The organism is Roseateles sp. NT4, assembly GCF_051857475.1.
In the GTDB taxonomy this organism is placed as follows: Bacteria; Pseudomonadota; Gammaproteobacteria; order Burkholderiales; family Burkholderiaceae_C; genus Pelomonas.
On sequence record NZ_JBPZGZ010000001.1, the window covers coordinates 1565655 to 1590968 of the forward strand.

23 protein-coding genes are annotated in these 25314 nt (G+C 69.8%); 14 read left to right on the top strand and 9 right to left on the bottom strand.

Annotated elements, in window-relative coordinates:
- Positions 1-12: 12 nt before the first annotated feature.
- Positions 13-714, top strand: coding sequence for a substrate-binding periplasmic protein (locus tag ACS5PN_RS07325; RefSeq protein WP_439463263.1), 702 nt, complete (start codon positions 13-15; stop codon positions 712-714).
- A 3-nt stretch (positions 715-717) separates the two neighbouring features.
- Here the strand turns inward: ACS5PN_RS07325 and ACS5PN_RS07330 are convergent, their stop codons facing one another.
- Both ACS5PN_RS07330 and ispF read right to left on the bottom strand, forming a co-directional pair.
- Positions 718-1407 carry a hypothetical protein gene (locus ACS5PN_RS07330; RefSeq protein ID WP_439463264.1) on the bottom strand — a complete coding sequence of 230 codons (690 nt, stop codon included), beginning with the start codon at positions 1405-1407 and terminating at the stop codon, positions 718-720.
- A gap of 57 nt (positions 1408-1464) precedes the next feature.
- A complete protein-coding gene (gene ispF / locus ACS5PN_RS07335) occupies positions 1465-1956 on the bottom strand; it encodes a 2-C-methyl-D-erythritol 2,4-cyclodiphosphate synthase (protein ID WP_439463265.1) in 492 nt (163 codons plus the stop codon).
- 66 nt (positions 1957-2022) lie between these two features.
- Here ispF and ACS5PN_RS07340 point away from each other — a divergent pair, with 66 nt between their 5' ends.
- The 7 genes from ACS5PN_RS07340 to ACS5PN_RS07370 all read left to right on the top strand — a co-directional run bounded on the left by ACS5PN_RS07340 (position 2023) and on the right by ACS5PN_RS07370 (position 10496).
- Complete coding sequence (locus ACS5PN_RS07340) at positions 2023-2733, top strand: substrate-binding periplasmic protein (protein WP_439463266.1); 711 nt, start codon at positions 2023-2025, stop codon at positions 2731-2733.
- A gap of 25 nt (positions 2734-2758) precedes the next feature.
- Entirely contained in the window at positions 2759-4960 is a 2202-nt protein-coding gene (locus tag ACS5PN_RS07345) for a patatin-like phospholipase family protein (RefSeq protein ID WP_439463267.1), read from the top strand.
- 97 nt (positions 4961-5057) lie between these two features.
- The gene (locus tag ACS5PN_RS07350) at positions 5058-5627 is read left to right on the top strand and encodes a DUF4402 domain-containing protein (RefSeq protein ID WP_439463268.1); all 570 of its coding nucleotides are present in this window, start codon (positions 5058-5060) and stop codon (positions 5625-5627) included.
- Positions 5628-5646: 19 nt separating this feature from the next.
- Entirely contained in the window at positions 5647-6087 is a 441-nt protein-coding gene (locus ACS5PN_RS07355; protein ID WP_439463269.1) for a hypothetical protein, read from the top strand.
- 1 nt (position 6088) lies between these two features.
- Positions 6089-6538, top strand: coding sequence for a DUF4402 domain-containing protein (locus tag ACS5PN_RS07360; RefSeq protein ID WP_439463270.1), 450 nt, complete (start codon positions 6089-6091; stop codon positions 6536-6538).
- 68 nt (positions 6539-6606) lie between these two features.
- The gene (locus ACS5PN_RS07365) at positions 6607-7440 is read left to right on the top strand and encodes a molecular chaperone (protein ID WP_439463271.1); all 834 of its coding nucleotides are present in this window, start codon (positions 6607-6609) and stop codon (positions 7438-7440) included.
- A 74-nt stretch (positions 7441-7514) separates the two neighbouring features.
- Positions 7515-10496, top strand: coding sequence for an MSCRAMM family protein (locus ACS5PN_RS07370; protein ID WP_439463272.1), 2982 nt, complete (start codon positions 7515-7517; stop codon positions 10494-10496).
- Positions 10497-10519: 23 nt separating this feature from the next.
- Here ACS5PN_RS07370 and ACS5PN_RS07375 read toward each other — a convergent pair whose 3' ends face one another.
- From ACS5PN_RS07375 to ACS5PN_RS07395, 5 genes are read right to left on the bottom strand one after another with little or no spacing between them, the layout of a single operon-like run.
- Positions 10520-10972, bottom strand: a complete 453-nt coding sequence (locus tag ACS5PN_RS07375) for a hypothetical protein (protein ID WP_439463273.1) — start codon at positions 10970-10972, stop codon at positions 10520-10522.
- A 31-nt stretch (positions 10973-11003) separates the two neighbouring features.
- Positions 11004-11699, bottom strand: coding sequence for a 2-C-methyl-D-erythritol 4-phosphate cytidylyltransferase (ispD, locus tag ACS5PN_RS07380; protein WP_439463274.1), 696 nt, complete (start codon positions 11697-11699; stop codon positions 11004-11006).
- 8 nt (positions 11700-11707) lie between these two features.
- On the bottom strand, positions 11708-12658 hold the full coding sequence (locus ACS5PN_RS07385; protein ID WP_439463275.1) for a bestrophin family protein: 951 nt from the start codon (positions 12656-12658) through the stop codon (positions 11708-11710).
- Positions 12655-13536, bottom strand: coding sequence for an alpha/beta fold hydrolase (locus tag ACS5PN_RS07390; RefSeq protein ID WP_439463276.1), 882 nt, complete (start codon positions 13534-13536; stop codon positions 12655-12657). The genes ACS5PN_RS07385 and ACS5PN_RS07390 overlap by 4 nt, the downstream gene beginning before the upstream one ends.
- The gene (locus ACS5PN_RS07395; protein WP_439463277.1) at positions 13533-14282 is read right to left on the bottom strand and encodes a class II aldolase/adducin family protein; all 750 of its coding nucleotides are present in this window, start codon (positions 14280-14282) and stop codon (positions 13533-13535) included. The genes ACS5PN_RS07390 and ACS5PN_RS07395 overlap by 4 nt, the downstream gene beginning before the upstream one ends.
- Positions 14283-14354: 72 nt before the next feature.
- On the opposite strand from ACS5PN_RS07395, the gene ACS5PN_RS07400 reads away from it, so the two are divergent.
- The 6 genes from ACS5PN_RS07400 (at position 14355) to ACS5PN_RS07425 (ending at position 22120) form a co-directional block, all read left to right on the top strand.
- Complete coding sequence (locus ACS5PN_RS07400) at positions 14355-15392, top strand: RNA methyltransferase (protein WP_439463278.1); 1038 nt, start codon at positions 14355-14357, stop codon at positions 15390-15392.
- A 97-nt stretch (positions 15393-15489) separates the two neighbouring features.
- A complete protein-coding gene (locus tag ACS5PN_RS07405; RefSeq protein ID WP_439463279.1) occupies positions 15490-16089 on the top strand; it encodes a chalcone isomerase family protein in 600 nt (199 codons plus the stop codon).
- A gap of 34 nt (positions 16090-16123) precedes the next feature.
- Positions 16124-16456: a hypothetical protein gene (locus ACS5PN_RS07410; protein ID WP_439463280.1), complete on the top strand. Its 333-nt coding sequence runs from the start codon at positions 16124-16126 to the stop codon at positions 16454-16456.
- Between the two features lie 104 nt (positions 16457-16560).
- The gene (locus ACS5PN_RS07415) at positions 16561-17775 is read left to right on the top strand and encodes a TolC family protein (RefSeq protein WP_439463281.1); all 1215 of its coding nucleotides are present in this window, start codon (positions 16561-16563) and stop codon (positions 17773-17775) included.
- 6 nt (positions 17776-17781) lie between these two features.
- Positions 17782-18975, top strand: a complete 1194-nt coding sequence (locus ACS5PN_RS07420) for an efflux RND transporter periplasmic adaptor subunit (protein ID WP_439463282.1) — start codon at positions 17782-17784, stop codon at positions 18973-18975.
- 1 nt (position 18976) lies between these two features.
- Entirely contained in the window at positions 18977-22120 is a 3144-nt protein-coding gene (locus ACS5PN_RS07425; protein WP_439463283.1) for an efflux RND transporter permease subunit, read from the top strand.
- Here ACS5PN_RS07425 and ACS5PN_RS07430 read toward each other — a convergent pair.
- Both ACS5PN_RS07430 and ACS5PN_RS07435 read right to left on the bottom strand, forming a co-directional pair.
- Positions 22085-23446 carry a sigma-54-dependent transcriptional regulator gene (locus ACS5PN_RS07430; RefSeq protein ID WP_439463284.1) on the bottom strand — a complete coding sequence of 454 codons (1362 nt, stop codon included), beginning with the start codon at positions 23444-23446 and terminating at the stop codon, positions 22085-22087. The two genes, ACS5PN_RS07425 and ACS5PN_RS07430, sit on opposite strands and share 36 nt — an antisense overlap.
- Positions 23433-25271: a sensor histidine kinase gene (locus tag ACS5PN_RS07435; protein WP_439463285.1), complete on the bottom strand. Its 1839-nt coding sequence runs from the start codon at positions 25269-25271 to the stop codon at positions 23433-23435. The genes ACS5PN_RS07430 and ACS5PN_RS07435 overlap by 14 nt, the downstream gene beginning before the upstream one ends.
- Between the last annotated feature and the right edge of the window lie 43 nt (positions 25272-25314).

Below are 25314 nucleotides of genomic sequence, written 5' to 3' on the forward strand. Positions count from 1 at the left end.
AATCTCGTGGCCATGCGCAAGGCCGCCCTGCTCTCGCTGCTGCTGCCCCTCGCTGCCACCGTGCAAGCTGAGGCGGTGGACATGGTGGTCTATCCGAACGCGGGAGTCTTCGACGCCGACGGCAGCCGCATCGTCGGGCCCGGCGCGGACATGCTGGCAAGGCTGCAGATGGCCAGCGGCGTGCAGATGAGCCAGCAGTTGATGCCCATTGCCCGGGCGATGCAGACGGTGCCTCACAAGCCCGGCAGTTGCCTGGTCGCCTTGCCGCGCACGCCCGAGCGCGAAGCCCAGTACCGCTGGGCCGGCCCCTGGGCCACCAGCGCCATCGGGCTCTACGGCGGCGCCAACGAGACGCGCCACGTCGAAGGCCCCGCCGACCTGCGCGGGGCCCAGATCGCCGTGCTGCGCGAGTCGACGCCGGCCGCCTGGCTCAAGGAACAGGGCTTGACGGGCCACGAGGTCAACGACGTGACCATCGGCCTGCGCATGCTGCAGGCGGGGCGCGTCGACTTCTGGCTCGGCAACGATCTGGCCGCCCGCTTCGTCATCCGCAACCTCAGCGGGCCGGTGCCGCGCCTGCTCTACAGCTTCGGCCGCATCGACCTCTACATGGCCTGTCACCTGGCAACGCCAGCCGAGACCCTCGAGCGCCTGCAAGCCGGCTTCGACCAACTGCGCCGCAACGGCGACCTGGCCGAGTTCGGTCTGCGCTGAGTTTCAGTGCGAGGCCGCGGCGCTGGCAGCGCCCGCCGCCGGCGCCTCACCCAAGGCCTGCGCCAGTTGCTGCTCCAGCCCCTGCTCCACGCCGATCACGGCGATCAGGGTCAGCCGGTAGGAATGCAGGGCCTTGATCAGGTCCACGGGGTCGCCGCGACCGAACTCGGCGTCCACCGTCGCATCGGTCAGGCGCGAGAAGGAAGCGATCGAGCCGAAGGTGGTCTGGAAGGACTGCTGCGCGTCGCGCTGGGCCGTGTAGGCCTCGGAAAGCCGGCGCAGGTCCTTGACCGGCATGTGGATGAGGGCCTGGTCGGCCAGGGCCGTGTCCCAGGCGTCACGGCGCAGGCCGGGCATGGACACGCTGATGCGCAGCTTTTCGGTCAACAGCGTGTACAGCGCGGCGGGCTTGGCCTGGCCCTGTTCGATGAGCTTCTTGACGTCGGCATAGACGCCGTTGAGCTGCTCGATGGACTGGCGGTTCTGCTTCAGTGTTTGGCGCGACTCGGCCAGGTTGGCTCGCAGCTCCACCTCGACCTGCTCGATGGTCTGGCGCGCCAGCTTGCGATGGTGCAGGGCCTCGAAGCCCGCCTCCAGACCCAGCGCGGTCAGGATGCCCAGCACGATCATCACGTAATGGACGCCGAGTTCCTTCAGATTGGTGGGGGCGTGGGTGGGCGGTTCGACATGCATGGGCGCGCAGCTCGGGAGTCAGGGGGCGCGCGATGTTAGCGACTCCTCAACGGCACCTCAGCGACATAACAGGCAGACCGCCCGCGCCTCGATGGCGCGGCCTTCGCCTACCGGCCCCATCTTCTCGGCCGTCTTGGCCTTCACATTGATCTGGCCGAAGTCCACGCCCAGCACCTCGGCGAGCCGCGCGCGCATCGCTGCGATGTGCGGCGCCATCTTGGGCGCCTGGGCGACGATGGTCGTGTCCAGGTTGACCAGTTGCCAGCCGGCCTCGCGCACGCGGCGGTAGGCCTCGGCCAGCAGCACCATGGAATCGGCGCCCTTGAACTCGGCGGCCGTGTCAGGGAAGAGCTTGCCGATGTCGCCCAGGGCCGCGGCGCCCAGCAGGGCGTCGGTGATGGCGTGCGCAAGCGCATCGGCGTCGGAATGGCCGAGCAGGCCATGGGTGTGCGGGATGGTGATGCCGCCGAGGATCAGCGGCCGGCCGGTGACGAGCTGGTGGGTGTCCCAGCCCTCACCGATGCGCAGGGAGGTCAAGGCGGAAGTCATGGGGGCATTGTCGGGGAGACAGGACGACGGCCAGGCGCTACCCTGAGCGCCACTTCAGGGAGAAGAATGAGACTCGGCCTGCGACGCCTGCTGATGCTGTCTGCGTTGCTCTGCGGTTCGGCACAGGCGCAGCAGCTGCAGCTGCTGGTGTTTCCCAACCCCGGCCTGTTCGACGTGGCCGCTGACGGCACGGTCAGCGGACCCGGCGCCAACCTGCTCGCCAGGATCGGCCAGGTCAGCGGTGTCCCCCTGAACATCCTGGCCCTGCCCATCCCGCGCGCCCTGGCGACCGCCAGCTCGACGCCAGGCAGCTGCGCAGTCGGCCTGACGCGCACACCCGAACGCGAAGCCGCCTTCCATTGGGCCGGCCCGCTGGCCAGCGGCGCCCTGGTGGTCTATGCCCGCGCCGATGAGGCCGCGATCCCGCAGAACCCCCAGGAGCTGCGTGGCCACGGTGTCGTCGTGCAGCGCGAGTCCGCCCCCGCCGCCTGGCTGCGCGAGCAGGGCGTCGCAGCCCAGGAGGTGAACAACTCGGTGACGGCCCTGCGCATGCTGCAGGCCAGGCGCGTGGACTTCTGGCTCGCCAACGAGCTCGCCGCAGACCCCGTCATCCGCGCCGAAGGCGGTGCGCCGGTCAAGAGCCTGCTGACGGTGCGCCGGGTCGACGCCTATGTGGCCTGCCAGATCGGCACGCCGCAGGAACCGGTCGACAAGCTGCACCAGGCCATCCTGAAGCTGCGCCGCCAGGGCGAGCTCGCGGAGTTCGGCCTGCGCTGACGCTGCTGCTATGGTGCGGGCCGCCATGAAACGCCTGCTTCTCCCGTCCCTCTTCCTGCTGCTGATTGCCGGCTCCACGCTGGCCGCCGAACCGCCTGCCGCACCGCGCCCCAAGATCGGCCTCGTGCTGTCCGGTGGCGGCGCCCGTGGCCTCGCCCACATCGGCGTGCTGCGCGTGCTGGAGGAGATGCAGGTGCCGGTGGACCTCATTGTCGGCACCAGCATGGGCGCCGTTGTCGGCGGTGCCTATGCCTCGGGCCGCAGCGTCGACGAGCTCGAAGCCCTGGTGAAGAGCGCCAACTGGAACTCCATCCTGGCCGACCGCCCAGCGCGCGAGCGCCTGGCCATCCGCCGCCGCGAAGACGACGAGCGCCTGCCCTCGCGCATCGAGTTCGGCTACACGCCGTCGCGCGGCGCCCTGCTGCCCGGCGGCGCCGCGGCCAACGGCCAGTTGGAGGCCACGCTGTCCTCGTTGATCCCCGCCACGCGGGCGGACGACCCGCTGCGTCGCCTGCCCATCCCTTTCCGTGCCGTTGCCACCGACCTGCTGTCCGGCGCCATGCTGGACCAGGCCGACACGCCGCTGTTCGAAGCCCTGCGCGCCTCCATGGCCGTGCCCGGCGTGTTCGCGCCGCTGCGCGTCAACGGCCGGCCGCTGGTGGACGGCGGCCTGGTGCGCAACCTGCCCGTCGACCTGGCGCGACAGCTCGGCGCCGACATCGTCATCGCCGTCAATGTCGGCACGCCGCTGCTGGAGGACCGCGAGATCACCAGCGCCGTCATGGTGGCCAACCAGATGCTGCAGATCCTGACCGAGCAGAACGTGCAGCGCTCGCTGCGCGAACTGCAGCCCCAGGACATCGTCATCGACCCCGACCTGCCCGGCATGGGCTTCATGGACTTCTACCGCGCCGACGAGGCCATGGCCACCGGCCGGCGCGCCGCCCTGGCCGCGGGTGCGCGCCTGGCCGCCCTCGCGTCGCCCGCGGCCCAGGCGGCCCTGCAGGCCAAACGCCTGGGCACGCCCGAATCGGCCCTGCCCGCCCTGCCTCTGGCCGCGCTGAAGATCAGCGGCGCCCAGCGTGTCAACGCCGAGGCCCTGCGCGTGGAGTTGGGCCTGAACCCTGGCGATGCCGTCGGCCGCGCCGAGCTGACCCGCGCCGTCGAGCGCCTGGACGGCACCGGCGACTTCGAGCGCATCGAAACCGAGATCGACGACCGCGACGGCCGCCGCCACGTCGAGTTCAAGCTGACCGAGGCCGACTGGGCCACCAGCCGCGTGCGCTTCGGCCTGGAGCTGTACAGCAACTTCGCCGACGCCAACAACTACTCCCTGGTCGGCATGCATGTGGCCAACTGGCTCAACAGCTGGGGTGCCGAATTGCGCACGGTGGCCCGCATCGGCTCCACACGCGGCATCAACACCGAGTTCTACCAGCCGCTGGGGCCGGGCTCGCGCTGGTTCGCCAGCGCCAAGCTGGCCTACACGGCGGGCAGCAACGACGTCTTCGACCAGGGCCAGCGCGCGCTGCGCCTGGCCAGCAGCCTGACCAGCGCCCAGCTCGAACTGGGCCACCGCGTCGCGGGCCTGGGCGATCTGCGCTTCGGTGTCGGCCGGCTGCGCGCCAGTGACGAGGTGGTGCTGCCCGTCATCAACGGCAGCCGCCGGTCGCAGACCTATGGCCAGCAATACCTGGAGCTGCACACCGACACGCTCGACTCGCTGGCCTTCCCGAGCCGCGGCCAGTGGACGACGGCGCGCATCGAATGGCTGCACCCGCGCGGCGAGGACAGCGTCATCAACGCCTCCCTGCTCGGCCTGTCGGCCTTCCGCCTCGGTGAATGGGCAGGCCAGCTCTACGGCGAGTTCGCCCATGCCGAGCGCGGCCAGGCTCGCTCTCTCGGCGGCTATCTGCGCCTGTCCGGCACACCGGACGGATCGCTGGTGGGCGAGAACATGCTGCTGGCCCGCGTCGTCATGGCGCGGCGCATCGGGGAGATGCCGGTGGGCCTGGGCGGTGCCGTTCGCATCGGCTTCTCGCTGGAGGCCGGCGCCATCGGCGCGGGTTCGGGGCTGAAGCTGTCCAACCTGCCTCACAGCGGCTGGAAGCAGGCAGCCAGCGGCTTCCTCAGCGTCGACACGCGCTTCGGACCCTTCTTCCTGGCCCTGGGCACGACGCGGGGCGGCGAGACCTCGGCCTATCTGCTGCTGGGCCCCACGTGGTGAATTGACATTCAAGCCCTGGTTTCTTCGGCCGATAAGCCCGTTGAGAGAACCTGCAGCATGCGGGCTGGCCCCAACGGGCATTGAGGAGAACACCATGATGACCCAGTCGTTGAAGAAGACCTCCCCTGTCCGGAGCCTGCTGGCCCTGGGCGCCCTGCTGCTGTTGGGGGCCACGGGCATGCGGGCCGTGCAGGCCGCCGACAATGCGACCGCCTCGGCAACCGCCGTCGTGCTGCAACCCATCGCGGTCACGAAGTCGGCCGACCTCGTGTTCGGCAACGTCGTCGCCGGCAACGGCGATGTGACGGTGGCCACCGACGGCACCCGTACCAAGAGCGGCACGGCGGCCCTGCCGACCGGCGTCACGGCCAACGCGGCACGCTTCGACGTGAGTGGCTCGGGCAACAACACCTTCTCCATCGACTACACCGGCAGCGACACGGTGCTGACCGATGCCAGCAGCAACACCATGGCCGTCGACTGGATCACCGAGGCCATCGCCACCACCTCGCCCACCGGCAAGACCGACCCGAGCACCGATGCCACGACCGGCACCCTGGCCTCGGGCGCGGCTTATATCTATGTGGGCGGCAAGTTGACCGTGGGCTCCAGCCAGGCGGCCGGCAGCTACACCGGCGTCGTCAAGGTCACCGTCGCCTACAACTGAGGGCAAAGCCCTGTCAGCCATGACGAGCGCCTCCTGCGCCCTGTGCGCGGCCGCCGGCCTGCTGTGCACCCTGACGCCGCTGGCGCCAGCCCTCGCAGCCACCGCCGCAGCCCAGGCGAGCGCGACCGTCGTCGTGCCCGTGACCGTCAACGCCTGGCTGGGTGTGCCCATCAGTGTGCAGGACCTGCTGCTGGCCCGTGACGCACCGGCCGGGCCGGCCACGGGCGCCCTGGTGCCGCGCGTGGTCAGCGCGACGACACCGGCCGCGCTGCGCGCCCTGCCGGCGTGGATCACCGCCGCGGTGGAGTCGCGACAGGCTTTCGGCACGGAAATCATCGCGGCCACCGGCTCGGCCCTGCTGCCACGCGGGCCGGCCGCGGCCATCTCGATAGGCGCTGCGGGCAGTGATGCCGATGGCGACGGCGAACCGCCCCTGATCATCACCGTCGCGTTCAATTGATATGAAGCGCCGCCTGCCCTGGGCCCTGCTGCTGGCCTGCACGGTAGCTTCGGCGCAGACGCTGACCAACAACGTCGCCCTGTCCTTCGGCGCCTTCACGGCCGGCAGTGGCGGCAGCATCACCGTCGCCCCCGGTGGGGGCCGCATGAAGACGGGCAGCGTCATCCTGGTCAACCAGGCCGGCACCGCCAGCGCCGCACAGTTCACCATCAGTGGCACGCCGAACGCCGTCTTCACCATCTCCCTGCCCATCGACGGCAGCACCTTCCTGACCGACGGCGGCAGCGGCAGCATGGCCCTGAACAGCTTCTCGAGCAGCCCGTCGGTGACCGGTGTGCTGTCCGGCGGCGGCACCCAGACCATCAACGTCGGCGCCACGCTCAGCGTGGGCAATCTGCAGGGCACGGGCAGCTATTCCGGCAGCTTCAACGTGACGGTCAACTACCAGTAACAAATTGCGCTGCCTTTGCAGTGCTTATGTGAGCTTTGCCGCGCTCAAGTCCTGGCGACCATGCCGGCATGCGTGCAACACCCAAGCTCCTCCTGCTGCTGGCCCTCGGGCTGCTGCTGCCGCACGCCGCCTTCGCGGACCTGATGCTCTTCCCCACGCGCATCGTCTTTGACAAGCAACGCGCCGCCCAGGTCGAGCTGATGAACCAGGGCAAGACGCCCGAGACCTACCGCATCAACCTCGTCAACCGCCGCATGGGCCCGAACGGCGAGTTCATCGCCATCGAGCAGCCCGGCCCCGGTGAGCAGTTTGCCGACAGCATGCTGCGCTACTCGCCGCGCCAGGTCACCATCCCGCCGGGCGGCTCGCAGATCGTGCGCATCCTGCTGCGCAAGCCCGACGACCTCGCCGCCGGGGAGTACCGCTCCCACCTGCAGTTCGACCGCGTCGCCGACGCCACGGGCGCCAGCAGCGTCGAGGACGTGGCCAGGCGCGGCGTGCAGGACGTCGGCGTCAGCATCCAGGCCCTGGTCGGCGCCTCCATCCCCGTCATCGTGCGCCAGGGCGACACGCAGGCCCGGCTGGACCTCGCCGACCTGGCCGTGCAGCCCCCTGCCGCTGGCGGCCCCGGCCTGCTGTCCTTCCAGATGAAGCGCGACGGCAATCGCTCCATCTACGGCGACCTGCTCGCCACCTTCACGACGACGGCCGGCGTGACCTTCGAGGTCGCGCGTGCCGGCGGCGTCGCCGTCTACGTGCCCAATGCCAGCCGGCGCGTGCAACTGCCCCTGCAGCTGCCAGCCGGCAACGCCCTGCCCGCCGGCACCCTGAAGCTGGCCTTCCGCGAGCGGCCCGAGTCCGGCGGCAAGCTGCTCGCCGAGACCAGCCTCTCCCTTCCCTGACGGGCCGGCGCCCGCGCGCCATGGCCCGCTGCGCCCTCCGCCTCGCCCTCGCTGCCCTGGCCGCATGGCCACTGATGGCCCTGGCTTCGCCCGACGACGCACCCACGCCCTTGCGGCAGCTGGAAGTCCAGGTCGATGGCCGCAAGCTGGCCCAACCCCTGGACGTTTTCCAGACCGACTACCAGGTGCTGCTGCCGCTGGCCGCCGTGTCGCGCCTGCTGGGGCTGAATGTGCGCGTGCAGCCCGCCACCGGTCTCGCTGCCGGCACCCTGCCCGGCTCGGGCGAGCCCTTCTGCCTGGACCTCATCGAGTCCAGCATGCGCATCGGCGAGCGCCGCCAGTCCTTCGAGCCGCGCCTGGCCCAGGCCATAGGCGGCGACATCTATGTGTCGACCCAGCTGCTGGCGCGCTGGCTGAGCCTCGAGGTGGCCGTGGACCTGCCGCACTGGCAGCTGCGGCTGCGCGCCCGCGACAGCACCGCTGTCGCCGTGGCACCTTCACCCTCACCGCGCCCGGCGCCGCACCGCATCGACGAGAACAACCTGCTGGTGCTGGAGGTGATGCTGGACGGGCAGGTCATCTCGGACAGCTTCGCCGCCTACCAGGATGGCACCCAGACCCTGCTGCCGCTGGGCGAGCTGTCGCGGCTGCTGACCCTGGCCATCCAGGTGAAGCCCGACCGAGGCAGCGCCGAGGGCCGGCTGCCACGCGACCGCGCCTTCGCCCTCAACCTGCCCGAGGCCCTGGCCAGCGTGGCCGGCCGCGAACAGAACTTCGAGCCGCGCCTGGCCGGCGTCGTGGGTGACGACATCTATGTGTCGCGCCAGCTGCTGATGCGCTGGCTGCCACTGGACCTGCAGCTGGACTTGGCCACCCTCAAGCTCAAGGTCATCCCGAGCGAGAAGCTCCCACTGCAGGAAAGGCTCGAGCGCGAGCGCCTGGCCGCCGCCCTGGCCGGCCTGCAGCCCGCCGAGCGGCCCAACTACCCCTATGCGCCGTCCACGCCGGCGGCCATCGGCGTGCCGTCCATCGACCAGTCCCTCGGCGCCGATGCCCGCTACGGCCGCCACTCGCGCCAGTACAAGGGCGCCTACACGGCCTATCTGACCAGCGACCTGCTGGGCATGGAGGGCTCGGCCTATGTGCTCAAGACCCAGGACAAGGCCACGCCCGACCTGCGCGTGACCCTGGCCCGCAACGACCCCGACGGCGGTCTGCTCGGGCCGCTGAAGGCGAGGTCGGTGGCCTTGGGCAACCTGGCCCTGCCCAGCGTGCGCAACGTCATGCAGGGCAGCGCCAAGGGCAATGGCGTCGCCGTCAGCAACCGGCCGCTGGACCAGCCCAACAGCTTCGACCGCCACAGCCTGCGCGGTGACCTGCCGCCCGGCTGGGACGTGACCCTGTACTACAACGACCAGTTGCTGGGCTACCAGTCCTCGCGCGCCGACGGCCAGTACGCCTTCGATGACCTGCCGCTGTCCTTCGGCGCCAACGAGTTCCGCCTGGTCTTCCACGGCCCGCTGGGCCAGCTGCGCGTCGAGAAGCAGAGCTTCCTGCTCGACCAGGCCAGCGTGAAGCCCGGCGAGGTCTTCTACACCCTGGCCTCGCAGGTGGCCGACGACGGCTCGGTGCGCAGCGTGGCCCAGGCCGACATCGGCCTGGGCAAGAAACTGACCGGCAAGCTCGGCCTGGTGCGCCGGCCGCGCCTGGTCGGCGGTGTCGCCACCGAGGCCATGGACTACGGCCAGCTCGGCCTGCTGGCCTATCTCGACGCCATGATCCTCAGCGGGCAGCTCACCGGCATGCGCGGTGGCGCCCTGGGCGAGCTCGGCCTGAAGACGCGCCTGGGTGGCTTCGCCCTGGATGCCCTGCACACCCAGCGCCAGGGCAGCTTCGACAGCGACCAGTTCACCGCGCGCCGGCGTGACGAGCTGCGCCTGCAAGGCGGCGTCAAGCTCGGCGCCCTGCCGCGCCTGATGCTGGACATCAGCGCGCTGCGCAGCACGCTGGACTATGGCGGCACCGACCTGCAGCTCGCCCTGCGCACCTCGCTGATGTACTGGGGCACGGCGCTGTCCAACAGCCTGCGCTGGCAGCGCAGCGGCGATCAGACGACGACCGATGGCGCCTTGCAGGTCAGCCGCCGCGTGGCCGACATCGGCCTGAACGCGCAGTTCAACTACCGGGTGCAGCCCGGCAGCAGCCTGCAGGCCGTGGCCATCAGCGCCGACCGCAACCTCGCCGACGGCTACCAGCTCAACGCCGGCCTGCTGCGCAGCATGGACTCAGGCCTGACACTGGTCTCGGCCGGCCTGGCCAAGAACCTGGGCAGCTTCGGCATGGCCGTCAGCGCCAGCTACTCCAGCCAGCGCGAGCTGGCCCTGGGCCTGCAGCTCTTCGTGGCCCTGGACCGCGACCCGCGCAGCGGCCGCTGGCAGTTCGACGGCCAGCCACTGGCGGGCACCGGCGCCGTGTCAGCGCGCGCCTTCGTCGACCGCAACATGAACGGCATCCGCGACCCCGGCGAGGAATTCGTTCCCAACGCCGGCTTCATCTTGAACGGCGGTGGCCGCCATCCCCGCCTGACCGACGCGGGCGGCATCGCCTTCCTGAACCGCCTGGCGCCCGGCCGCTATGCCGACATCGCACTGGACCCGGCCACGCTGGAAGACCCGCAGTGGAAACCGCTGACGCCCGGTGTGCGCGTACTGCCGCGGCCCGGCCGAGTCGAGCAGCTGGAGTTCCCGGTCGTGGTCACGTCGGAGATCGAGGGCACCATCCATCTCGTCGAGGCCGGCGGCAAGAAACGCGGCATCGGTGATGCTCAGGTGCAGCTGGTCGATGCCAAGGGCGAGGTCATTGCGACGACAACGAGTTCGGCCGACGGCTACTACCTCTTCCACCAGGTCACGCCGGGCGCCCTGCGGCTGCGCATCGCGCCGGAACAGGCGGCCAAGCTCAAGCTCAAGGGCGCGCTGGAACGCAAGCTGGACGTGCCGGCGAATGGTGATTTCCTCAGCGGGGAGGATCTGGAGCTAAGGCTAGCAGGCACGTGACACCGCACGCGGAAACCCCAGGCTCACGCCCCGCGTTGTCTCACTTCCCACCGCGCATCTTTGAAATCGGCCACGCAGTCGTGCGGGAACAGGCCCGAAAACCCCTGCAGCCTCGCGTAGCTCGAGAAGCCAGAAGCAATCAACGACTGGATCGCTGCTTGGGAAAGCAGCGCTTTCTCCGGAATGCTCACGCGGCTGATCGACGCAAAAGGAACGGGGGTGGCGCGCAAATCACTCCAGGCGTCGAAAACAAAGATGTCCTGTTCTCGGACAAGAGCGAAAGACTTCCCATCACTCATTCCCAGGCCTTGGACGTAGTAGAGCGCCAGGCCCGCTTCGACATCCACCAAGCGGGAATGCAGGTATTCGACATGCCCCTCGCGGGGATGGTGCTGCAGCCATTGCACCAACGAGCGGTGCTCCGCAATCAGAACCGTCGGCTGCGTCCCGGTCAGATCGTCGAACCTATAGGCCATCGTGCCCCCATTACCCTGGATCAAGCTCGACTCACGATGGCAACCAACGTTCGGCCAGCTCGAAGTCTTCCGGCCAGGTCACCTTGAAGTTGGCCATCGACGCGCGCACTAGCAGCGGCGCCAGGCCCAGGGCTTCGACGGCACTGGCCTCGTCCGTGGCCGCGGCGCCCATGGCCGTCAGCGCCTTTTCGACCAGGCCGAGGCGGAACATCTGCGGCGTCTGCGCGGCCCATTTGTCGCGCCGGTCGACGGTGGCGGTGACGCGACTGTCGCCATCACCCGCCTTCAGCGTGTCGGCGATGGGCTGGGCCAGCAGGCCGCCGACGATGTCGGTCGCGCAGGCATCGATCAGGGCGTCGACCCACTCCGGCCGCAGCAGGCAGCGCGCGGCGTCATGCACCAACACCCAGTCTTCATCGGCCGCGCCGCGGCGTCGCAGCTCGGCCAGACCACCCAGCACGCTCTCGGCCCGGCTGGCGCCGCCAACGCGGGCCACCCAGGCCTTGCAGTCCGGCACGGCCGCCTCGAAGCGGTCATCGGCAGGCGACAGCACCACCAGGGTCTGGACGATGCGAGGCACGGCCGCGAGGGCGGCCAGCGTGTGAGCCAGCATCGGGCGGCCGGCGATCTCGACGTATTGCTTGGGCATTCCGGCGCCGGAGCGCTCGCCGATGCCGGCGGCCGGCACCAGGGCATAGCAGCACGGGCTGCGAGGGTCTGTCGTCATCGGCGGAATTAGAGCAGCAGGTAGTCCACCGGCTGCAGGGGCGGCGGCGTATCGGCGTCGCCCAGGGCCTGGCGCAGCTCGATCTCGATGCCGCGGCACAGGGCGTCCAGCGGCAGGTCGTTGGCCTCGGTGCCGAAGGGCTCCTCGATCTCGTCGCCCAAAGCGTCCAAGCCGAAAAAAGTGTAGGCCACGATGGCGACGACCAGCGGCGTCATCAGCCCGATGGCATCGACCAGGCCGAAGGGCAGCAAAAAGCAGTAGAGATAGGCCGTACGGTGCAGCAGCAGCGCATAGGAAAACGGCAGCGGCGTGTTGCGGATGCGCTCGCAGCCCGCGGCTGCGGCCGTCATGGCGCTCAGCGTCGCATCGATTTCGACGGCGCGCATGCCGTCCAGCAGGCCGTCCTGCCGGCAGCGCGCCAAGTCGGCGCCCTGGTTCAGCATCAGCGCGGCCGGGCGGTTGTGGCCCGGTCTGAGCGCTGACAGTTCAGCCGGCACGACCAGGCCCTGCAGGCTGGAGTCGTCCTCCGGCTTTCCGCGCAGCAAGGCCTTCAGCGCATGGCAGAACGCCGCCGTGCGCAGCAGCAGGCGCACGCGCGTGTCGCCCAGGTCGCGCGCAGCGGCTTGCGGCATGGGCCAGTCGATGAGGTGCAGCACCTGGCGGGCCAGGTTGCGCGAGCGCTGCACCAGCTCGCCCCAGAGCTTGCGCGCCTCCCAGTAGCGGTCGTAGCAGGAGCTGTTGCGAAAGCCGAGGAAGACGGCCAGCGGCAGGCCCATCAGCGAAAAGGGAATGGCCGACAGCATCCACATCGCCGTCTCGCGCGGCAAGGCGCGGTGCACCAGGGTGACGATGACGGCCAGCAGCACATTGGCCAGCAGCACGCCGCGGATGCGCGTCAGGATGGAGCCGCGCAGCACGAAGAAGAGCCGCAGGGCAGAGGGGCGCTGGCGAAGGATCATGGTGGCGGCATTGTCTTCGCCAGCGCATGTTGCACGGCGGCGAGGACGGCCTGCGGGGCTTCCATCTGCGGGTAATGGCCGACGCGCGGCAGCTCGACGACGTCCGCCGGGATCTTCAGCTCGCGCAGCCTCGCGATCATGTGGGCGCCCGAGATCGGATCGGCGCTGCCATTGATGACGGTCAGCGGCACCGGGCAGTTCTTCAGGGCGCCCACCCAGCGCTCGCGGTTCTCGCGGCGCTCGACCATGTAGCGGATCAAGCCGGGCAGCGCGAGACGGCCGTGGTCGCGGCTCATCAGCGTCCACATCGCGTCCAGCTCGGTTTCAGTCGGTTTGGCGTCGCCCGCGATGGCGGTCAGATTGGCGCCGAGCTTGGCGCGGCTGGACAGGCGCGCGATCAGCGGGCCCAGGGGCGACAGCAGCAGTTTTTGCAACAGCACCGGGCGATGCGTCTCGGGGAAGAGGCCGCCATTGAGCAGGATGACGCCGCGCAGCTTGACGGGCAGGCGTCCATCGATGGCGCGGGCAATGAGCTCCTGCGCCACGGTATCGCCCAGGTCATGGGCCAGCACGACGCATTCGCCAACGCCGGCTTGCGACAGCGCCGCGAGAAAGAGGTCCGCCTGCTCGCCCACCGTGTAGCGATGCCCGCGCGGCTTGGCCGACAAGCCCAGGCCCAGCATGTCGGCGGCGACAAGGCGGTGCGTCCGGGCCAGGTCGGGCCAGAGCTTGCACCAGTCCCAGCTCGCCGTCGGGAAGCCGTGGATCAGCAGCAGCGGCGGTGCATCTTTCGGCCCGTCAGTGCGCAGAAAGACCTTGTGGCCGTTGAAGCCGAAGTAGCGGCCCGCCGCCGCCCAAGTCTCGACGCTCGGGATCACGCGTCGTGCCCGGGGTTCTGGCGCGACAACCGGCGCAGCAGGCCCGGCCAGGCCAGTTCGGCTCCGGAGCCGCGCATGACCTTGTCGCTCTGGGCGCGGATGCCGGCCAGGATCTGCTGCGGGATGCGAATCAGCTCGCCGCCGCCGGCCTGGGCCGCGATCTGGATCTCGCAGGCGCGCTGCAGCATGAACATCTTCAGGAAGGTGTCGGCGGCGCTGTGGCCCAGCGTCAGCAGGCCGTGGTTGCGCAGCATCATCAGCGAGGCCTTGCCGAGGTCGGCGACGAGACGGACCTTCTCCTCCGGGTTCAGCGCCACGCCCTCGTAGTCGTGATAGCTGAGGGACGCCAGCGGGAACAGGCTGTGCTGGGAGATCGGCAACAGGCCCTCGCGCTGGGTGCTGACCGCCACGCCGGCCACGGTGTGCAGATGCATGACGAACTTCGCGTCCTCACGCGCCTCGTGCACGGCGCTGTGGATGATGAAGCCGGCCGGGTTGACGTTGTAGTCGCTGGGCGCGACCTTCTCGCCGGCTTGGTCGACCTTGACCAGGCTGCTGGCCGTGATCTCGTCGAACATCATCCCGTAAGGGTTGATGAGGAAGTGGTGCTCCGGCCCCGGTACACGGGCCGAGATGTGGGTGAAGATCAGGTCGTCCCAACCGTGCAGGGCGGCCAGGCGATACAGGGCGGCAAGGTCGCAGCGGACGGCCCATTCCTCCGGGGCGCAGTTCAGCGTTTGGCTCACGGGTGTCTCCTCGTGAAAAGGCGTGATCCAGCATAGCGCCGACAATCGGGGGCTGTTGTCACCTCCGTTCCCATGCTGATCGCCGACCTCCGCCAGCGCCTGCGCGCGCTGGGCGCCAACCCCGACCACGAAAGCCGCGTGCTGCGCCTCTGGCTGCAATGCCTGCCGCTGGACGGGGGCAAGCGGCCTCTGCAGGGCTGGCTGCCCAAGGCTGTCCACGAGGCCCTGCCCGGCCTGATGGCGGAGCTGGACGGCCTGCTGACCCTGCGCAGTGAGCATGCCGGCAGCGATGGCCAATCGGCGCGCCTGCTGCTGGGCCTGAACGACGGCCAGACGGTGGAGACGGTGCTGCTGCCGCGCGACGGTGTCTGCGTGTCCAGCCAGGTGGGTTGCGCCGTGGGCTGCCGCTTCTGCATGACCGGCGTGGACGGCCTGATCCGCCAGGTCGGCAGCGCCGAGATCGTCGCCCAGGTGGTGATGGCGCGGCGCAAGAACCCCAGGCTGAAGAAGGTCGTCTTCATGGGCATGGGCGAGCCCTCGCACAACCTCGCCAATGTGCTGGACGCCATCACGCTGCTGGGCCGCGAAGGCGGCCTGGCGCACAAGCAGCTGGTGTTCTCGACGGTGGGCGACGAACGCGCCTTTGCGGCCCTGAACGAGGCCGAGGTCAAGCCGGCCCTGGCCCTGTCCCTGCACACGACCGACGCCGCCAAGCGCGCCGACCTGCTGCCGCGTGCGCCGCGCCTGTCGCCCGAAGACCTCGTCGAGGCCGCCGACGCCTATGGGCGGTCCAGCGGCTATCCCATCCAGTACCAGTGGACGCTGCTGGACGGCGTCAACGATGGCCCCGAGGAACTGGACGGCATCGTGCGCCTGCTCAAGGGCCGTTATGGCCTCTTGAACATGATCCCCTTCAACACCGCCGAGGGACTGCCTTTCCAGCGCCCGAGCTGGGAACGCGCGCGAGACATCGCCGCCGAGCTGAGCAGCCGCGGCGTGCTGACCAAGCTGCGCGACTCGGCCGGCCAGGACGTGGAAGGCGGCTGCGGCCAGCTGCGCGCCCGCGAAGCCAAGGGCCGGCCGGCCCGGGTTGTGAGGATTCACGCCTGAATCGAGGGTATCCGGGGAGCCGGGTACGGTCGGTTCCACAAGCAGAATCGCGACGCCGCAACGCGAGGGGCGGCAAGAAGATGCTTTTGGAGGAGACATGACCCATTCCCAGTCGCTGCCCCAGCGCCTGCGCCTCGCCGCCCTGATCGCCGGCACGGCCCTGTGCCTGCAGGCGACCGCGGCCCCCACGACGACCAAGTTCGACAGCACGGCCCAGCTCGGCGGCAGCACCCTGCAACTCAACGGCAAGGGCACGCGGGTGCGTCTCGTCTTCAAGGCCTACGACATGGGCCTGTACACGACCAAGCATGTCGGTACCGCCGCCGAACTGCTGGCCCTGCAAGGCCCCAAGCGCCTGCAGTTCACCGCCCTGCGCGAACTGCCCGGCACCGACCTGGGCCGCCTCTTCCTGCGCGGCATCAGCGACAACACGCCGGCCGCGCAACTGACCCGCCACACGCTGGCCACCACCCGCCTCATCGAAGTCTTCTCCGGCAAGGCCAAGCTGATGCCGGGCGACACCTTCACGATGGACTTCGTGCCGGGCAAGGGCACGCAGTTCTACATCCAGGGCCAGGCCCAGGGTGAGCCCATCGGCGACGACGAGTTCTTCGTCATGGTGCTGAAGATCTGGTTCGGCGAGTCGCCGGCCGACGCCAATCTGCGCGACGCGCTGCTGCAAGGCCCCACGGCCTGATGGCCGAAAGGCAGTCCTCCTAGAATCCGCGGCCATGCGCCGCTGGTTCCTCATCCTGCTGACCCTGCTCGTCGCCGCCCAGTTGTCCTGGGCGGGTGCCGAGCTGTGCTGCGTGGAGGAACTCGGCGGCAGCGGTAGCGCCTCGCTGGTCGTCAGCGAACAGGCCCACGCGGCCAAGGCCAGTGACACTCACCTGGTCTGCGAGACCGGGCATTGCCACTGTCACCACGCCGGTAGCGCGACGCCGCTGGCCGAGAGCGAGGCTCTCGAGATTCCTCAGGCCCTGGCTCTAGAGCCCGCTGATGCGTTGAGGCTCAAGTCCCACATCCCCGCCGGGCTCGAACGCCCCAATTGGCTGCGCGCCTGATCCGGCGCGCCGCTTCCCCACCTCCCCTTTTCTGAAGCGCAGGCACCCGACGGGTGCCGGCCGCGCCGAACCGTCCGTCGTTGTTTCAACCACCGGAGCGTTCGATGCGAACCCCCTTGATGATTTTTCCAGCGCTGCTGATCGCGCTGGCCCCTGGCGTTGCAAACGCCATCACGCTGGCCGAGGCGAGAGCCCTGGCCCTCAACCACAACCCCGAACTGGCCACGGCCCGGCTGGAGATGCAGGCGCTGCAAGGCGCCGAGCTGCAAGCCGGCGCTCGTCCCAATCCCGAGCTGGGCGTCCTCATCGAAGACACACGCAGCGCGACGCGAACCAGCACCGTACAGCTGTCCCAGGCCATCGAGCTGGGCGGCAAGCGCGCGGCGCGCCAGGCCGCTTCGGCCCAGGCGCGCGAGCAGGCAGCCGTTGCTCTCGAAGCCAAACAAGCCGAAATCCGGGCCGCGGTCGACACGGCCTTCTTCGAGCTGCTGGCCGCCCAGGAGCAGCAGCGCCTGGCCGAGTCCTCGCTGGCGCTGGCCCAGGGCGCCGCTACCGCCGCCGAAAAACGCCTGCAGGCCGGCAAGGTCGCGCCACTGGAGCCCGCCAAAGCCCGCGTCGCCGAAGCTGACGCGCGCGCCGAGTTGGCACAGGCCAGGAGCAATCTGCTGCTGGCCCGTGGCCGCCTGTCCGCACTGTGGGGCCAGGGGCCGCAGGCCCTCACGCCGGCCGAGGGTGACGCCGGCGCCCTGCCCCGGCTGCCCGATGAGCAGCGCGTCGCCGAGCAAAGCCTCGACGCGCCGGCCCTGCGCCTGGCGCGGCTGGACATCGCGCGCCGCCAGGCGCTGACCAAAGGCGAACGCGCCCGCCGCACGCCCGATGTGACGGTCACCGTCGGTGCCAAGCGCGACGCCGAACTGGGCCGCACCCAGGCCGTCGTCGGCTTCAGCCTTCCCTTGCCCGTCCACGACCGCAACCAGGGTGCCCTGCTTGAAGCCTTGCACCGCGAGGACCAGGCCCGCGAAGCCCTGACCGTTGCGACGCTGAAGCTGCAAGGCGAAGTGGCCGAAGCCAGTGCCCGCCTGAGGCTGGGCCGCGAGCAGGTGCAACTGCTGCGCGACGAGGCCCTGCCGACGGCGCAGACCGCCTACGACGCGGCCCTCAAGGGCTATGAGCTCGGCAAGTTCGCCTTCCTGGACGTGCTGGACGCCCAGCGCACCCTCTTCCAGCTGCGCCGCCAGCTGCTGCAGGGCAGCACCGAGGCCCACCGCGCCGCCGCCGACCTGGATCGCCTGCTCGGCCGCAACACCTCCGAGGAATAGAACATCATGAATCCCAAGAAGAACGCCATCGCCATTGCCGCCGTGCTGGCCGTGGGCCTGCTGCTGGGCGCCGTCATCTTGCGCGGCGGGGGCGGCAAGGCCGGCCATGACGACCACGACCATGCCGAGGAGAAGCCGCAAGCCGCCGCGTCGGCCCCCTCGACCGCACCCCGCACCCGCTTCAGCGACGAGCAGCTGCGCCACAACGGCATCGCTCTCGCCGCTGCCGGACCCGCCCGCATCGAGACCGCCTTGCAGCTGCTCGGCGAGGTCAAGCTCAACCAGGACAAGTCCGTCATCGTGACGCCACGCCTGGCCGGCCTCGTCGAGACCGTGCGCGTCAACGCCGGCGACCGCGTGCAGCGCGGCCAGGTGCTGGCCGTGCTGTCCAGCCCGGCCCTGGCCGACCAGCGTGCTGAAGCGCTGGCCGCCAACAAGCGCCTGGCACTGGCCCGCAACACGCTGGAGCGGGAGAAAAAGCTGTGGGAGGAAAAAATCTCCGCCGAGCAGGACTATCTCTCCGCACGCCAGACCTTTCATGAGGCCGAGATCGCTGCCGAGAACGCACGCCAGAAGCTGGTCGCGCTGGGCGCCGCGGCGGCCGACACGCCGCAAGGGCTGACCCGCTACGAGATCCGCTCGCCGATTGCCGGCGTCATCGTCGACAAGAAGATCGCCGCCGGCGAGGCCTTGAAGGAAGACGCCACGGTCTTCCAGGTGGCCGACCTGTCCAGCGTCTGGGTGGAACTCACCGTACCGGCCAAGGAGCTGAACCGGCTGGACGTCGGCATGAAGACCCGCGTCAGGGCCGCGGCCTTCGAGGCCGAGGGCGAAGCCAGGCTGGGCTACGTCGGTGCGCTCGTCGGTGAGCAAAGCCGCAGCGCCACGGCTCGTCTGGTACTTGCCAATCCCAGGGGCCCGTGGCGGCCGGGGCTGCCGGTCACCGTGGACCTCAACGGTGGCGCGTCTGAGGTACCCGTGGCCGTCACGGCCGACGCGGTCCAAACGCTGGATGAGCGCACCGTCGTCTTCGTGCGCCAGAACCAGCAGTTCGAGGCCCGCACGGTGACGCTGGGCCGACGCGATGGCCGGCACGTGGAGGTGCTCAAAGGCCTGTCGGCCGGCGAGCGCTATGCGGCGAGGAACAGCTTCCTCGTCAAGGCGGACATCGGCAAGGCCGAAGCAGAACACGAGCACTGACATGTTTGAACGACTCATCCAATTCGCTCTTCGCCAGCGCTGGTTGGTGCTGCTGGCCGTGCTTTTCATGGGCGCCCTCGGCGTCGTCAGCTACCAGCGCCTGCCCATCGATGCCGTGCCCGACATCACCAATGTGCAGGTGCAGATCAACACCGAGGCGCCGGGCTACTCGCCGCTGGAGGCCGAGCAGCGCGTCAGCTTCGCCATCGAGACGGCCATGGCCGGCCTGCCCAAGCTGGAGCTGACGCGCTCGCTGTCGCGCTACGGCCTGTCCCAGGTCACCGTGGTGTTCAAGGAGGGCACCGACCTCTACTTCGCCCGTCAGCTGGTCGGCGAGCGCATCCAGCAGGCGCGCGCCGCCCTGCCACCCGGCCTGACGCCGACGCTGGGCCCCATCGCGACGGGCCTGGGCGAGATCTATATGTGGACCGTCGAGGCCAGAGAGGGCGCCCTGAAGGCCGATGGCACGCCCTACACGCCGACCGACCTGCGCGAGATCCAGGACTGGATCGTCAAGCCGCAGCTGCGCACCGTACCCGGCGTGACCGAGATCAACACCATCGGCGGCTACGCCAAGGAATACCAGGTCGCGCCCTGGCCCGACAGGCTGGTGGCCCATGGCATCGCCCTGCAAGAGCTGGTGCAGGCGCTGGAGCGCAACAACGCCAATGTCGGTGCCGGCTATATCGAGAGGCGCGGCGAGCAGGTGCTGATCCGCGCGCCGGGCCAGGTGGCGAGCATCGAGGACATTGCCGACATCGTCGTCAGCACCACCCAGGGCGTGCCGGTGCGCGTGCGAGACGTCGCCGACGTCGGCATCGGCCAGGAGCTGCGCAGCGGCAGCGCCACCGAGAACGGCCGAGAGGTCGTGCTGGGCACCGTCTTCATGCTGATGGGCGAGAACAGCCGCCAGGTCTCGCAGGCCGTGGACCAGCGGCTGCAGGAGATCAACCGCAGCCTGCCGAGCGGCGTCATCGCCCAGACCGTCTACGACCGCACGACCCTGATCGACAAGGCCATAGACACCGTCAAGAAGAACCTGCTGGAAGGCGCCCTGCTCGTCGTCGCCATCCTGTTCGGCTTTCTGGGCAATATCCGCGCGGCCCTCATCACGGCGGCGGTCATCCCGCTGTCCATGCTCTTCACCTTCAGCGGCATGGTGGCGAACAAGGTCAGCGCCAACCTGATGAGCCTGGGGGCCCTGGACTTCGGCATCATCGTCGACGGTGCCGTCGTCATCGTCGAGAACTGCGTGCGGCGCCTCTCTCATGCCCAGGCCGCGGCCGGCCGAGTGTTGACGCGCAGCGAGCGCTTCGACGAAGTCTTCACCGCCGCCCGCGAGGCACGCCGGCCGCTGCTGTTCGGCCAGCTCATCATCATGGTGGTCTATCTGCCCATCTTTGCCTTGAGCGGCGTCGAAGGAAAGATGTTCCACCCGATGGCCTACACGGTTGTCATCGCGCTGCTGGGGGCCATGCTGCTGTCGGTGACTTTCGTGCCGGCAGCGGTCGCCCTCTTCATCGGCGACCAGGTCGGCGAGAAGGAGAACCGGCTGATGGGCTGGGCACGGCGCGGCTACACACCGCTGCTGAACTGGACGCTGGCCAACCCGCCGCTGGTGCTCGCCATCGCCGTTGTTGCGGTCGCCTTGAGCGCGCTGATGGCCACGCGCCTGGGCAGCGAGTTCGTGCCCAGCCTGGACGAAGGCGACCTGACGACGCACGCCATGCGCATCCCCGGCACGTCGCTGAGCCAGTCCACCGAGATGCAGCGCGAGCTGGAACGCACCCTGCTGGCCCAGCCCGAGGTACTGCGTATCTTCTCCAAGATCGGCACCGCCGAAATCGCGACCGACCCCATGCCGCCCAGCGTGGCCGACACCTATGTGATGCTGAAGCCGCGCCATGAATGGCCCGATCCGCGGCGCAGCACGGCCTCGCTCGTCGAAGACCTGCAGGCCCTGGCCGCCACCGTGCCGGGCAACAACTACGAGTTCACCCAGCCCATCCAGATGCGCTTCAACGAGCTGATCTCGGGCGTGCGCAGCGACGTGGCCGTCAAGGTCTTCGGCGACGACATGGCGGTGCTGGAGGCGACGGCCGAGCAGATCGCCGATGTGCTGCGCGGCGTGGACGGCGGCGCCGACGTGAAGGTGGAGCAGACGACCGGACTGCCGATGCTCACGCTGCAGATCGATCGCACCAAGCTCGCTCGACTGGGCTTGTCAGTGGCCGACGTTCAGCAGACCGCGGCGACCGCCATCGGCGGCCAGGAGGCAGGCGTGCTCTTCCAGGGCGACCGGCGCTTCGACATCCAGGTGCGCCTGCCCGACAGCTTGCGCAGCGACGTCGAGGCCCTGCAGCGCCTGCCGCTGCGCTTGCCGAACGGCGCGCATGTGCGGCTCGGCGAGGTCGCCGGTTTCGAGCAGTCGCCCGGCCCCAACCAGGTCAGCCGCGAGAACGGCAAGCGCCGCGTGGTGGTGACGGCCAATGTCCGGGGGCGCGACATCGGCTCGTTCGTCGCCGAGGCCCAGGCTGCATTGCAAGCCAAGGTCAAGGTGCCGACCGGCTACTGGACGAGCTGGGGTGGCACCTTCGAGCAGTTGCAGTCGGCCACGGACCGGTTGAAGCTCGTCGTACCCCTGGCGCTGGCCCTGGTCTTCGCCCTGCTGTTCGCGATGTTCGGCAATCTGCGCGACGGGCTCATCGTCTTCACCGGCGTGCCCTTTGCGCTGACCGGCGGCATCGTGGCCCTGTGGCTGCGCGGCATCCCGCTGTCGATCTCGGCCGGTGTGGGCTTCATCGCGCTGTCGGGCGTGGCGGTGCTGAACGGTCTCGTCATGATCGCCTTCATCCGTTCGCTGCGGGACGACGGGGCGAGCGTGGAGGACGCGGTGCGAGAAGGGGCACTGTCGCGCCTGAGGCCGGTGCTGATGACGGCCCTGGTTGCATCTCTCGGCTTTGTCCCGATGGCGCTCGCCACCGGCACCGGCGCCGAAGTGCAGAGGCCGCTGGCCACTGTCGTCATCGGCGGCATCCTGTCGTCGACGGCACTGACCCTGCTGGTGCTGCCCCTGCTCTACCGCTGGGCGCACCGCGAGCGAAGCGCCTCAACCAGCCCGATAGGTGTCGACGTCCAAACCTAGGCGGCGAATGCGGTCGTGCAGGGTCTTGCGCGCCAGGCCCAGGCGCTCGCCGGCCTTGGCGATGTTGCCGCCGCTCTCCTGCAGGGCCTGCACGATCCACTGGCGCTCGACGGAGGCCAGCGCTTCGTCGAGCGGCGCCTGCGGCAAGGCCGTGGGTTCGCTCGGCGTGGGCAGCTGCGGTGCCGGTGCCTCATTGACGAGGCCCAGCACCCAACGCTCGGCAAAGTTGCGCAGCTCGCGCACATTGCCGGGCCAGTCGCGTGACTGCCAGGCCGCGAGCTGGGTGGCCGTCCACGCGGGCACGGGGCGCTGCAGGCGTTCGCCCGCCTGGGCGCAGAAGCGGTCCAGCAGCAGCGGGATGTCCTCGCGGCGCTGGCGCAGCGGCGGCAGCGCGATGCTGGCCACGTCCAGGCGGTAGAACAGGTCCTCGCGGAAACGCCCTTCCCTCGCCAACTCCAGCAGGTCCACCTTGGTGGCCGCGACGACGCGGCAGGCCAGCGGCACGGCCGTGTTGGCACCCAGGCGCTCGACGCTGCGCTCCTGCAGCACCCGCAGCATCTTGACCTGCAGGGCCAGAGGCATGGACTCGATCTCGTCGAGAAAGACCGTGCCGTCGCCGGCGAATTCCAGCTTGCCGATGCGGCGCTTGTTGGCGCCCGTGTAAGCCCCGGCCTCGGCGCCGAAGATCTCCGACTCGAAGACGCTCTCGGGCAGCGCACCGCAGTTGATGGCGACGAAGGCGCCGCGTGCGCCGCAGGCCGCGTGCAGGGCGCGCGCCACGACTTCCTTGCCCGTGCCGGTCTCGCCGTGGATGAGCACGTCCACGCGCGCCGGTCCCAATGTGTGGATCAGCGTGCGCACCTGCTCCATGGCCGCACTGGCGCCCACCAGGCCGTCGGCCGGACCGCCGCCGAGCTGGGCCTTCAATCGCCGGTTCTCCAGCACCAGGCGGCGCTGGGCCAGGGCACGGCGCACCACCTCGACGAGGTGCTCGGCCGAGAAAGGCTTCTCGATGAAGTCCCAGGCGCCATCGCGCATGGCCTCCACGGCCATGCCGATGTCGCCATGGCCGGTGACGAGGATGACCGGCAGTTCGGGGTCCTGCTCGCCCAGGCGCTGCAGCAGGCTCAGGCCGCTGTCGCCGGGCAGCTGCACATCGCAGACGACGACACCGGCGAAGCCCGGCCTGAGCCAGGCGCGCGCCGCCTCGGCCGAGTCCACGCCGTGGCATTGCAGGCCCGCCAGGCGCAGGCTCTGCGAGGTGGCCAGTCGCACATGCTCGTCGTCCTCGACGAGCAGCACTTCGATGGAATCAGTCGGCGCCATGCGGGGATTGTGTGACGGGCAGCCTGAGGGCGAAGCGGGCGCCGCCTCCATCCTGTTTCTGTCGGTTGGCACCCTGCAACGAGCCGCCCAGGGCATTGGCGATGGAGGCCGAGATGGACAGCCCCAGGCCCAGGCCATCACCGCGGCGCTTGGTGGTGAAGAAGGGCTCGAACAGACGGGCCAGCACGTCGTCACTGAGGCCGGGGCCGTCGTCGGTCACGCTCAGCACGGCCTGATCGGCCTCCAGCTCGGCCTGCAATGTCACCCTGCCACCGCCCTTCTCGGCGCTGGCGTCGATGCCGTTGCGCAGCAGGTTGACCAGCACCTGCTCGATGCGCACCTGCTGGCCCAGCACGGCCAGCCCCGGCGGGACCGGCAGGCACTCCAGCGTCACGCGCTGGCGGCGTGCCTCGGCACCGACCAGGGCCACAGCCGCCTGGAAGGCCGTGGCCACATCCACCGGCTGCACGCGCAGTTCGTCACGGCGCGCAAAACCTTTGAGCTGGGCCACGATGGCGGCGATGCGCCGGGTCAGCTGATCGATGGCTTCGAGATTGCCTTCCGCATCGGCCTGCATGCCGCGCTCCAGGAAGACGCGGGCGTTGTCGTTCAGCGCCCGCAGGGCCGCCAGCGGCTGGTTGATCTCATGCGTGATGCTGGCGGCCATCTGGCCCAGCACGGCGAGCTTGCCGGCCTGCACGAGGTCATCCTGGGTGGCGCGCAAGGCCTGCTCGGTGCGATGCAGCTCGTCGACGCGGGCCTGCAGCTCCCGGGTGCGCTCGGCGATGCGCGCCTCCAGGCTGTCATAGGCGGCGCGCAGCTCCCCCTGCGCGGCGAGCCGTTCCCGCGCGCGGCGGCGGCGCAGTTGCAGATAGGCGAGCAGCAGCAGCAGGGACACCCAGGCCAGGCCCGCAGCCCAGGCGCGGCCGGCGGCAATCTGCTCGGCGCCGCGAATCTCGGTAAAGGACAGCAGGGTCCAGCCCCTGCCGTCCACCGGCAGCTCGGTGACCAGGGAACGCAGCCAGGCGGTGCCAATGCCGATGCGCTCGACACGCCGTTCGGCGCGTGCCCGCGAGGCGTCCCTTGCCAGCGGCTTCAGCGGCAGGTCGCCGTACTGCTGGGTGTCATGCAGCTCGGCGCGCGCCGCTGTCGAGAGCGGCTGCAGCGTGCGGTACTTCCATTCCGGTCGGCTGGCGAGGAAGACCACGCCACGCGCGTCGGCCAGCATCAGGTCGCCGGCGCTGCGGGCCCAGTTGGCCTCCATCTCGTCCAGCGACACCTTGAGCACGACAACGCCGGTGGCCGCACCGGCGAGGCGGTGGGCGATGAAATAGCCTGGCGTGCCTGTCGTCGAGCCGCGCGCATAGAAGTGGCCACTGCCGCTCGCCATCGCGTCGCGGAAGTAGGGCCGGTAGGCGTAGTTCTGGCCGACAAAGGTCTGGGTGTCGCGCCAGTTGCTGGCGGCCAGCGTCAGGCCGTTGGCGTCGATGAGAAAGATGGCCGCCGCGGCCGCGTCGCGGGCCACGGCTTCGAGCAAGGCATTGACTTCAGCGGCCCTTGCCTTGGAGGCCGGTTCGGCGAGCAAACCGGACAAGGCCGGATGCCGTGCCAGCACCTGCGGCACGGTCTCGTACTTGTCCAGGGCGCCGGTCAGCTCATGGGCCACGAAGCGCAGATGACGCTGGGCATCGTCTCGCGTCTGCGCCAGGGCCAGGTCCAACGACAGGCGCCAGGCGGCATAGGCCACCGCAGCGCCGCCCAGTGTCACCAGCAACAGCAGCACGAGGCTGCGTTGCCAGCGGGGACGCTTCAGCGGCTCATGCATAGGCGGGGTATTCGGGCCGAGCGCCGGGCCGCTCCCTAGCCGG

Coding starts and splice junctions, on each gene's coding strand:
- ACS5PN_RS07325 (WP_439463263.1), top strand. CDS start 13: ATGCGCAAGGCCGCCCTGCTCTCGCTGCTGCTGCCCCTCGCTGCCACC.
- ACS5PN_RS07330 (WP_439463264.1), bottom strand. CDS start 1,407: ATGCATGTCGAACCGCCCACCCACGCCCCCACCAATCTGAAGGAACTC.
- ispF (WP_439463265.1), bottom strand. CDS start 1,956: ATGACTTCCGCCTTGACCTCCCTGCGCATCGGTGAGGGCTGGGACACC.
- ACS5PN_RS07340 (WP_439463266.1), top strand. CDS start 2,023: ATGAGACTCGGCCTGCGACGCCTGCTGATGCTGTCTGCGTTGCTCTGC.
- ACS5PN_RS07345 (WP_439463267.1), top strand. CDS start 2,759: ATGAAACGCCTGCTTCTCCCGTCCCTCTTCCTGCTGCTGATTGCCGGC.
- ACS5PN_RS07350 (WP_439463268.1), top strand. CDS start 5,058: ATGACCCAGTCGTTGAAGAAGACCTCCCCTGTCCGGAGCCTGCTGGCC.
- ACS5PN_RS07355 (WP_439463269.1), top strand. CDS start 5,647: ATGACGAGCGCCTCCTGCGCCCTGTGCGCGGCCGCCGGCCTGCTGTGC.
- ACS5PN_RS07360 (WP_439463270.1), top strand. CDS start 6,089: ATGAAGCGCCGCCTGCCCTGGGCCCTGCTGCTGGCCTGCACGGTAGCT.
- ACS5PN_RS07365 (WP_439463271.1), top strand. CDS start 6,607: ATGCGTGCAACACCCAAGCTCCTCCTGCTGCTGGCCCTCGGGCTGCTG.
- ACS5PN_RS07370 (WP_439463272.1), top strand. CDS start 7,515: ATGGCCCTGGCTTCGCCCGACGACGCACCCACGCCCTTGCGGCAGCTG.
- ACS5PN_RS07375 (WP_439463273.1), bottom strand. CDS start 10,972: ATGGCCTATAGGTTCGACGATCTGACCGGGACGCAGCCGACGGTTCTG.
- ispD (WP_439463274.1), bottom strand. CDS start 11,699: ATGACGACAGACCCTCGCAGCCCGTGCTGCTATGCCCTGGTGCCGGCC.
- ACS5PN_RS07385 (WP_439463275.1), bottom strand. CDS start 12,658: ATGATCCTTCGCCAGCGCCCCTCTGCCCTGCGGCTCTTCTTCGTGCTG.
- ACS5PN_RS07400 (WP_439463278.1), top strand. CDS start 14,355: ATGCTGATCGCCGACCTCCGCCAGCGCCTGCGCGCGCTGGGCGCCAAC.
- ACS5PN_RS07405 (WP_439463279.1), top strand. CDS start 15,490: ATGACCCATTCCCAGTCGCTGCCCCAGCGCCTGCGCCTCGCCGCCCTG.
- ACS5PN_RS07410 (WP_439463280.1), top strand. CDS start 16,124: ATGCGCCGCTGGTTCCTCATCCTGCTGACCCTGCTCGTCGCCGCCCAG.
- ACS5PN_RS07415 (WP_439463281.1), top strand. CDS start 16,561: ATGCGAACCCCCTTGATGATTTTTCCAGCGCTGCTGATCGCGCTGGCC.
- ACS5PN_RS07420 (WP_439463282.1), top strand. CDS start 17,782: ATGAATCCCAAGAAGAACGCCATCGCCATTGCCGCCGTGCTGGCCGTG.
- ACS5PN_RS07425 (WP_439463283.1), top strand. CDS start 18,977: ATGTTTGAACGACTCATCCAATTCGCTCTTCGCCAGCGCTGGTTGGTG.
- ACS5PN_RS07430 (WP_439463284.1), bottom strand. CDS start 23,446: ATGGCGCCGACTGATTCCATCGAAGTGCTGCTCGTCGAGGACGACGAG.
- ACS5PN_RS07435 (WP_439463285.1), bottom strand. CDS start 25,271: ATGCATGAGCCGCTGAAGCGTCCCCGCTGGCAACGCAGCCTCGTGCTG.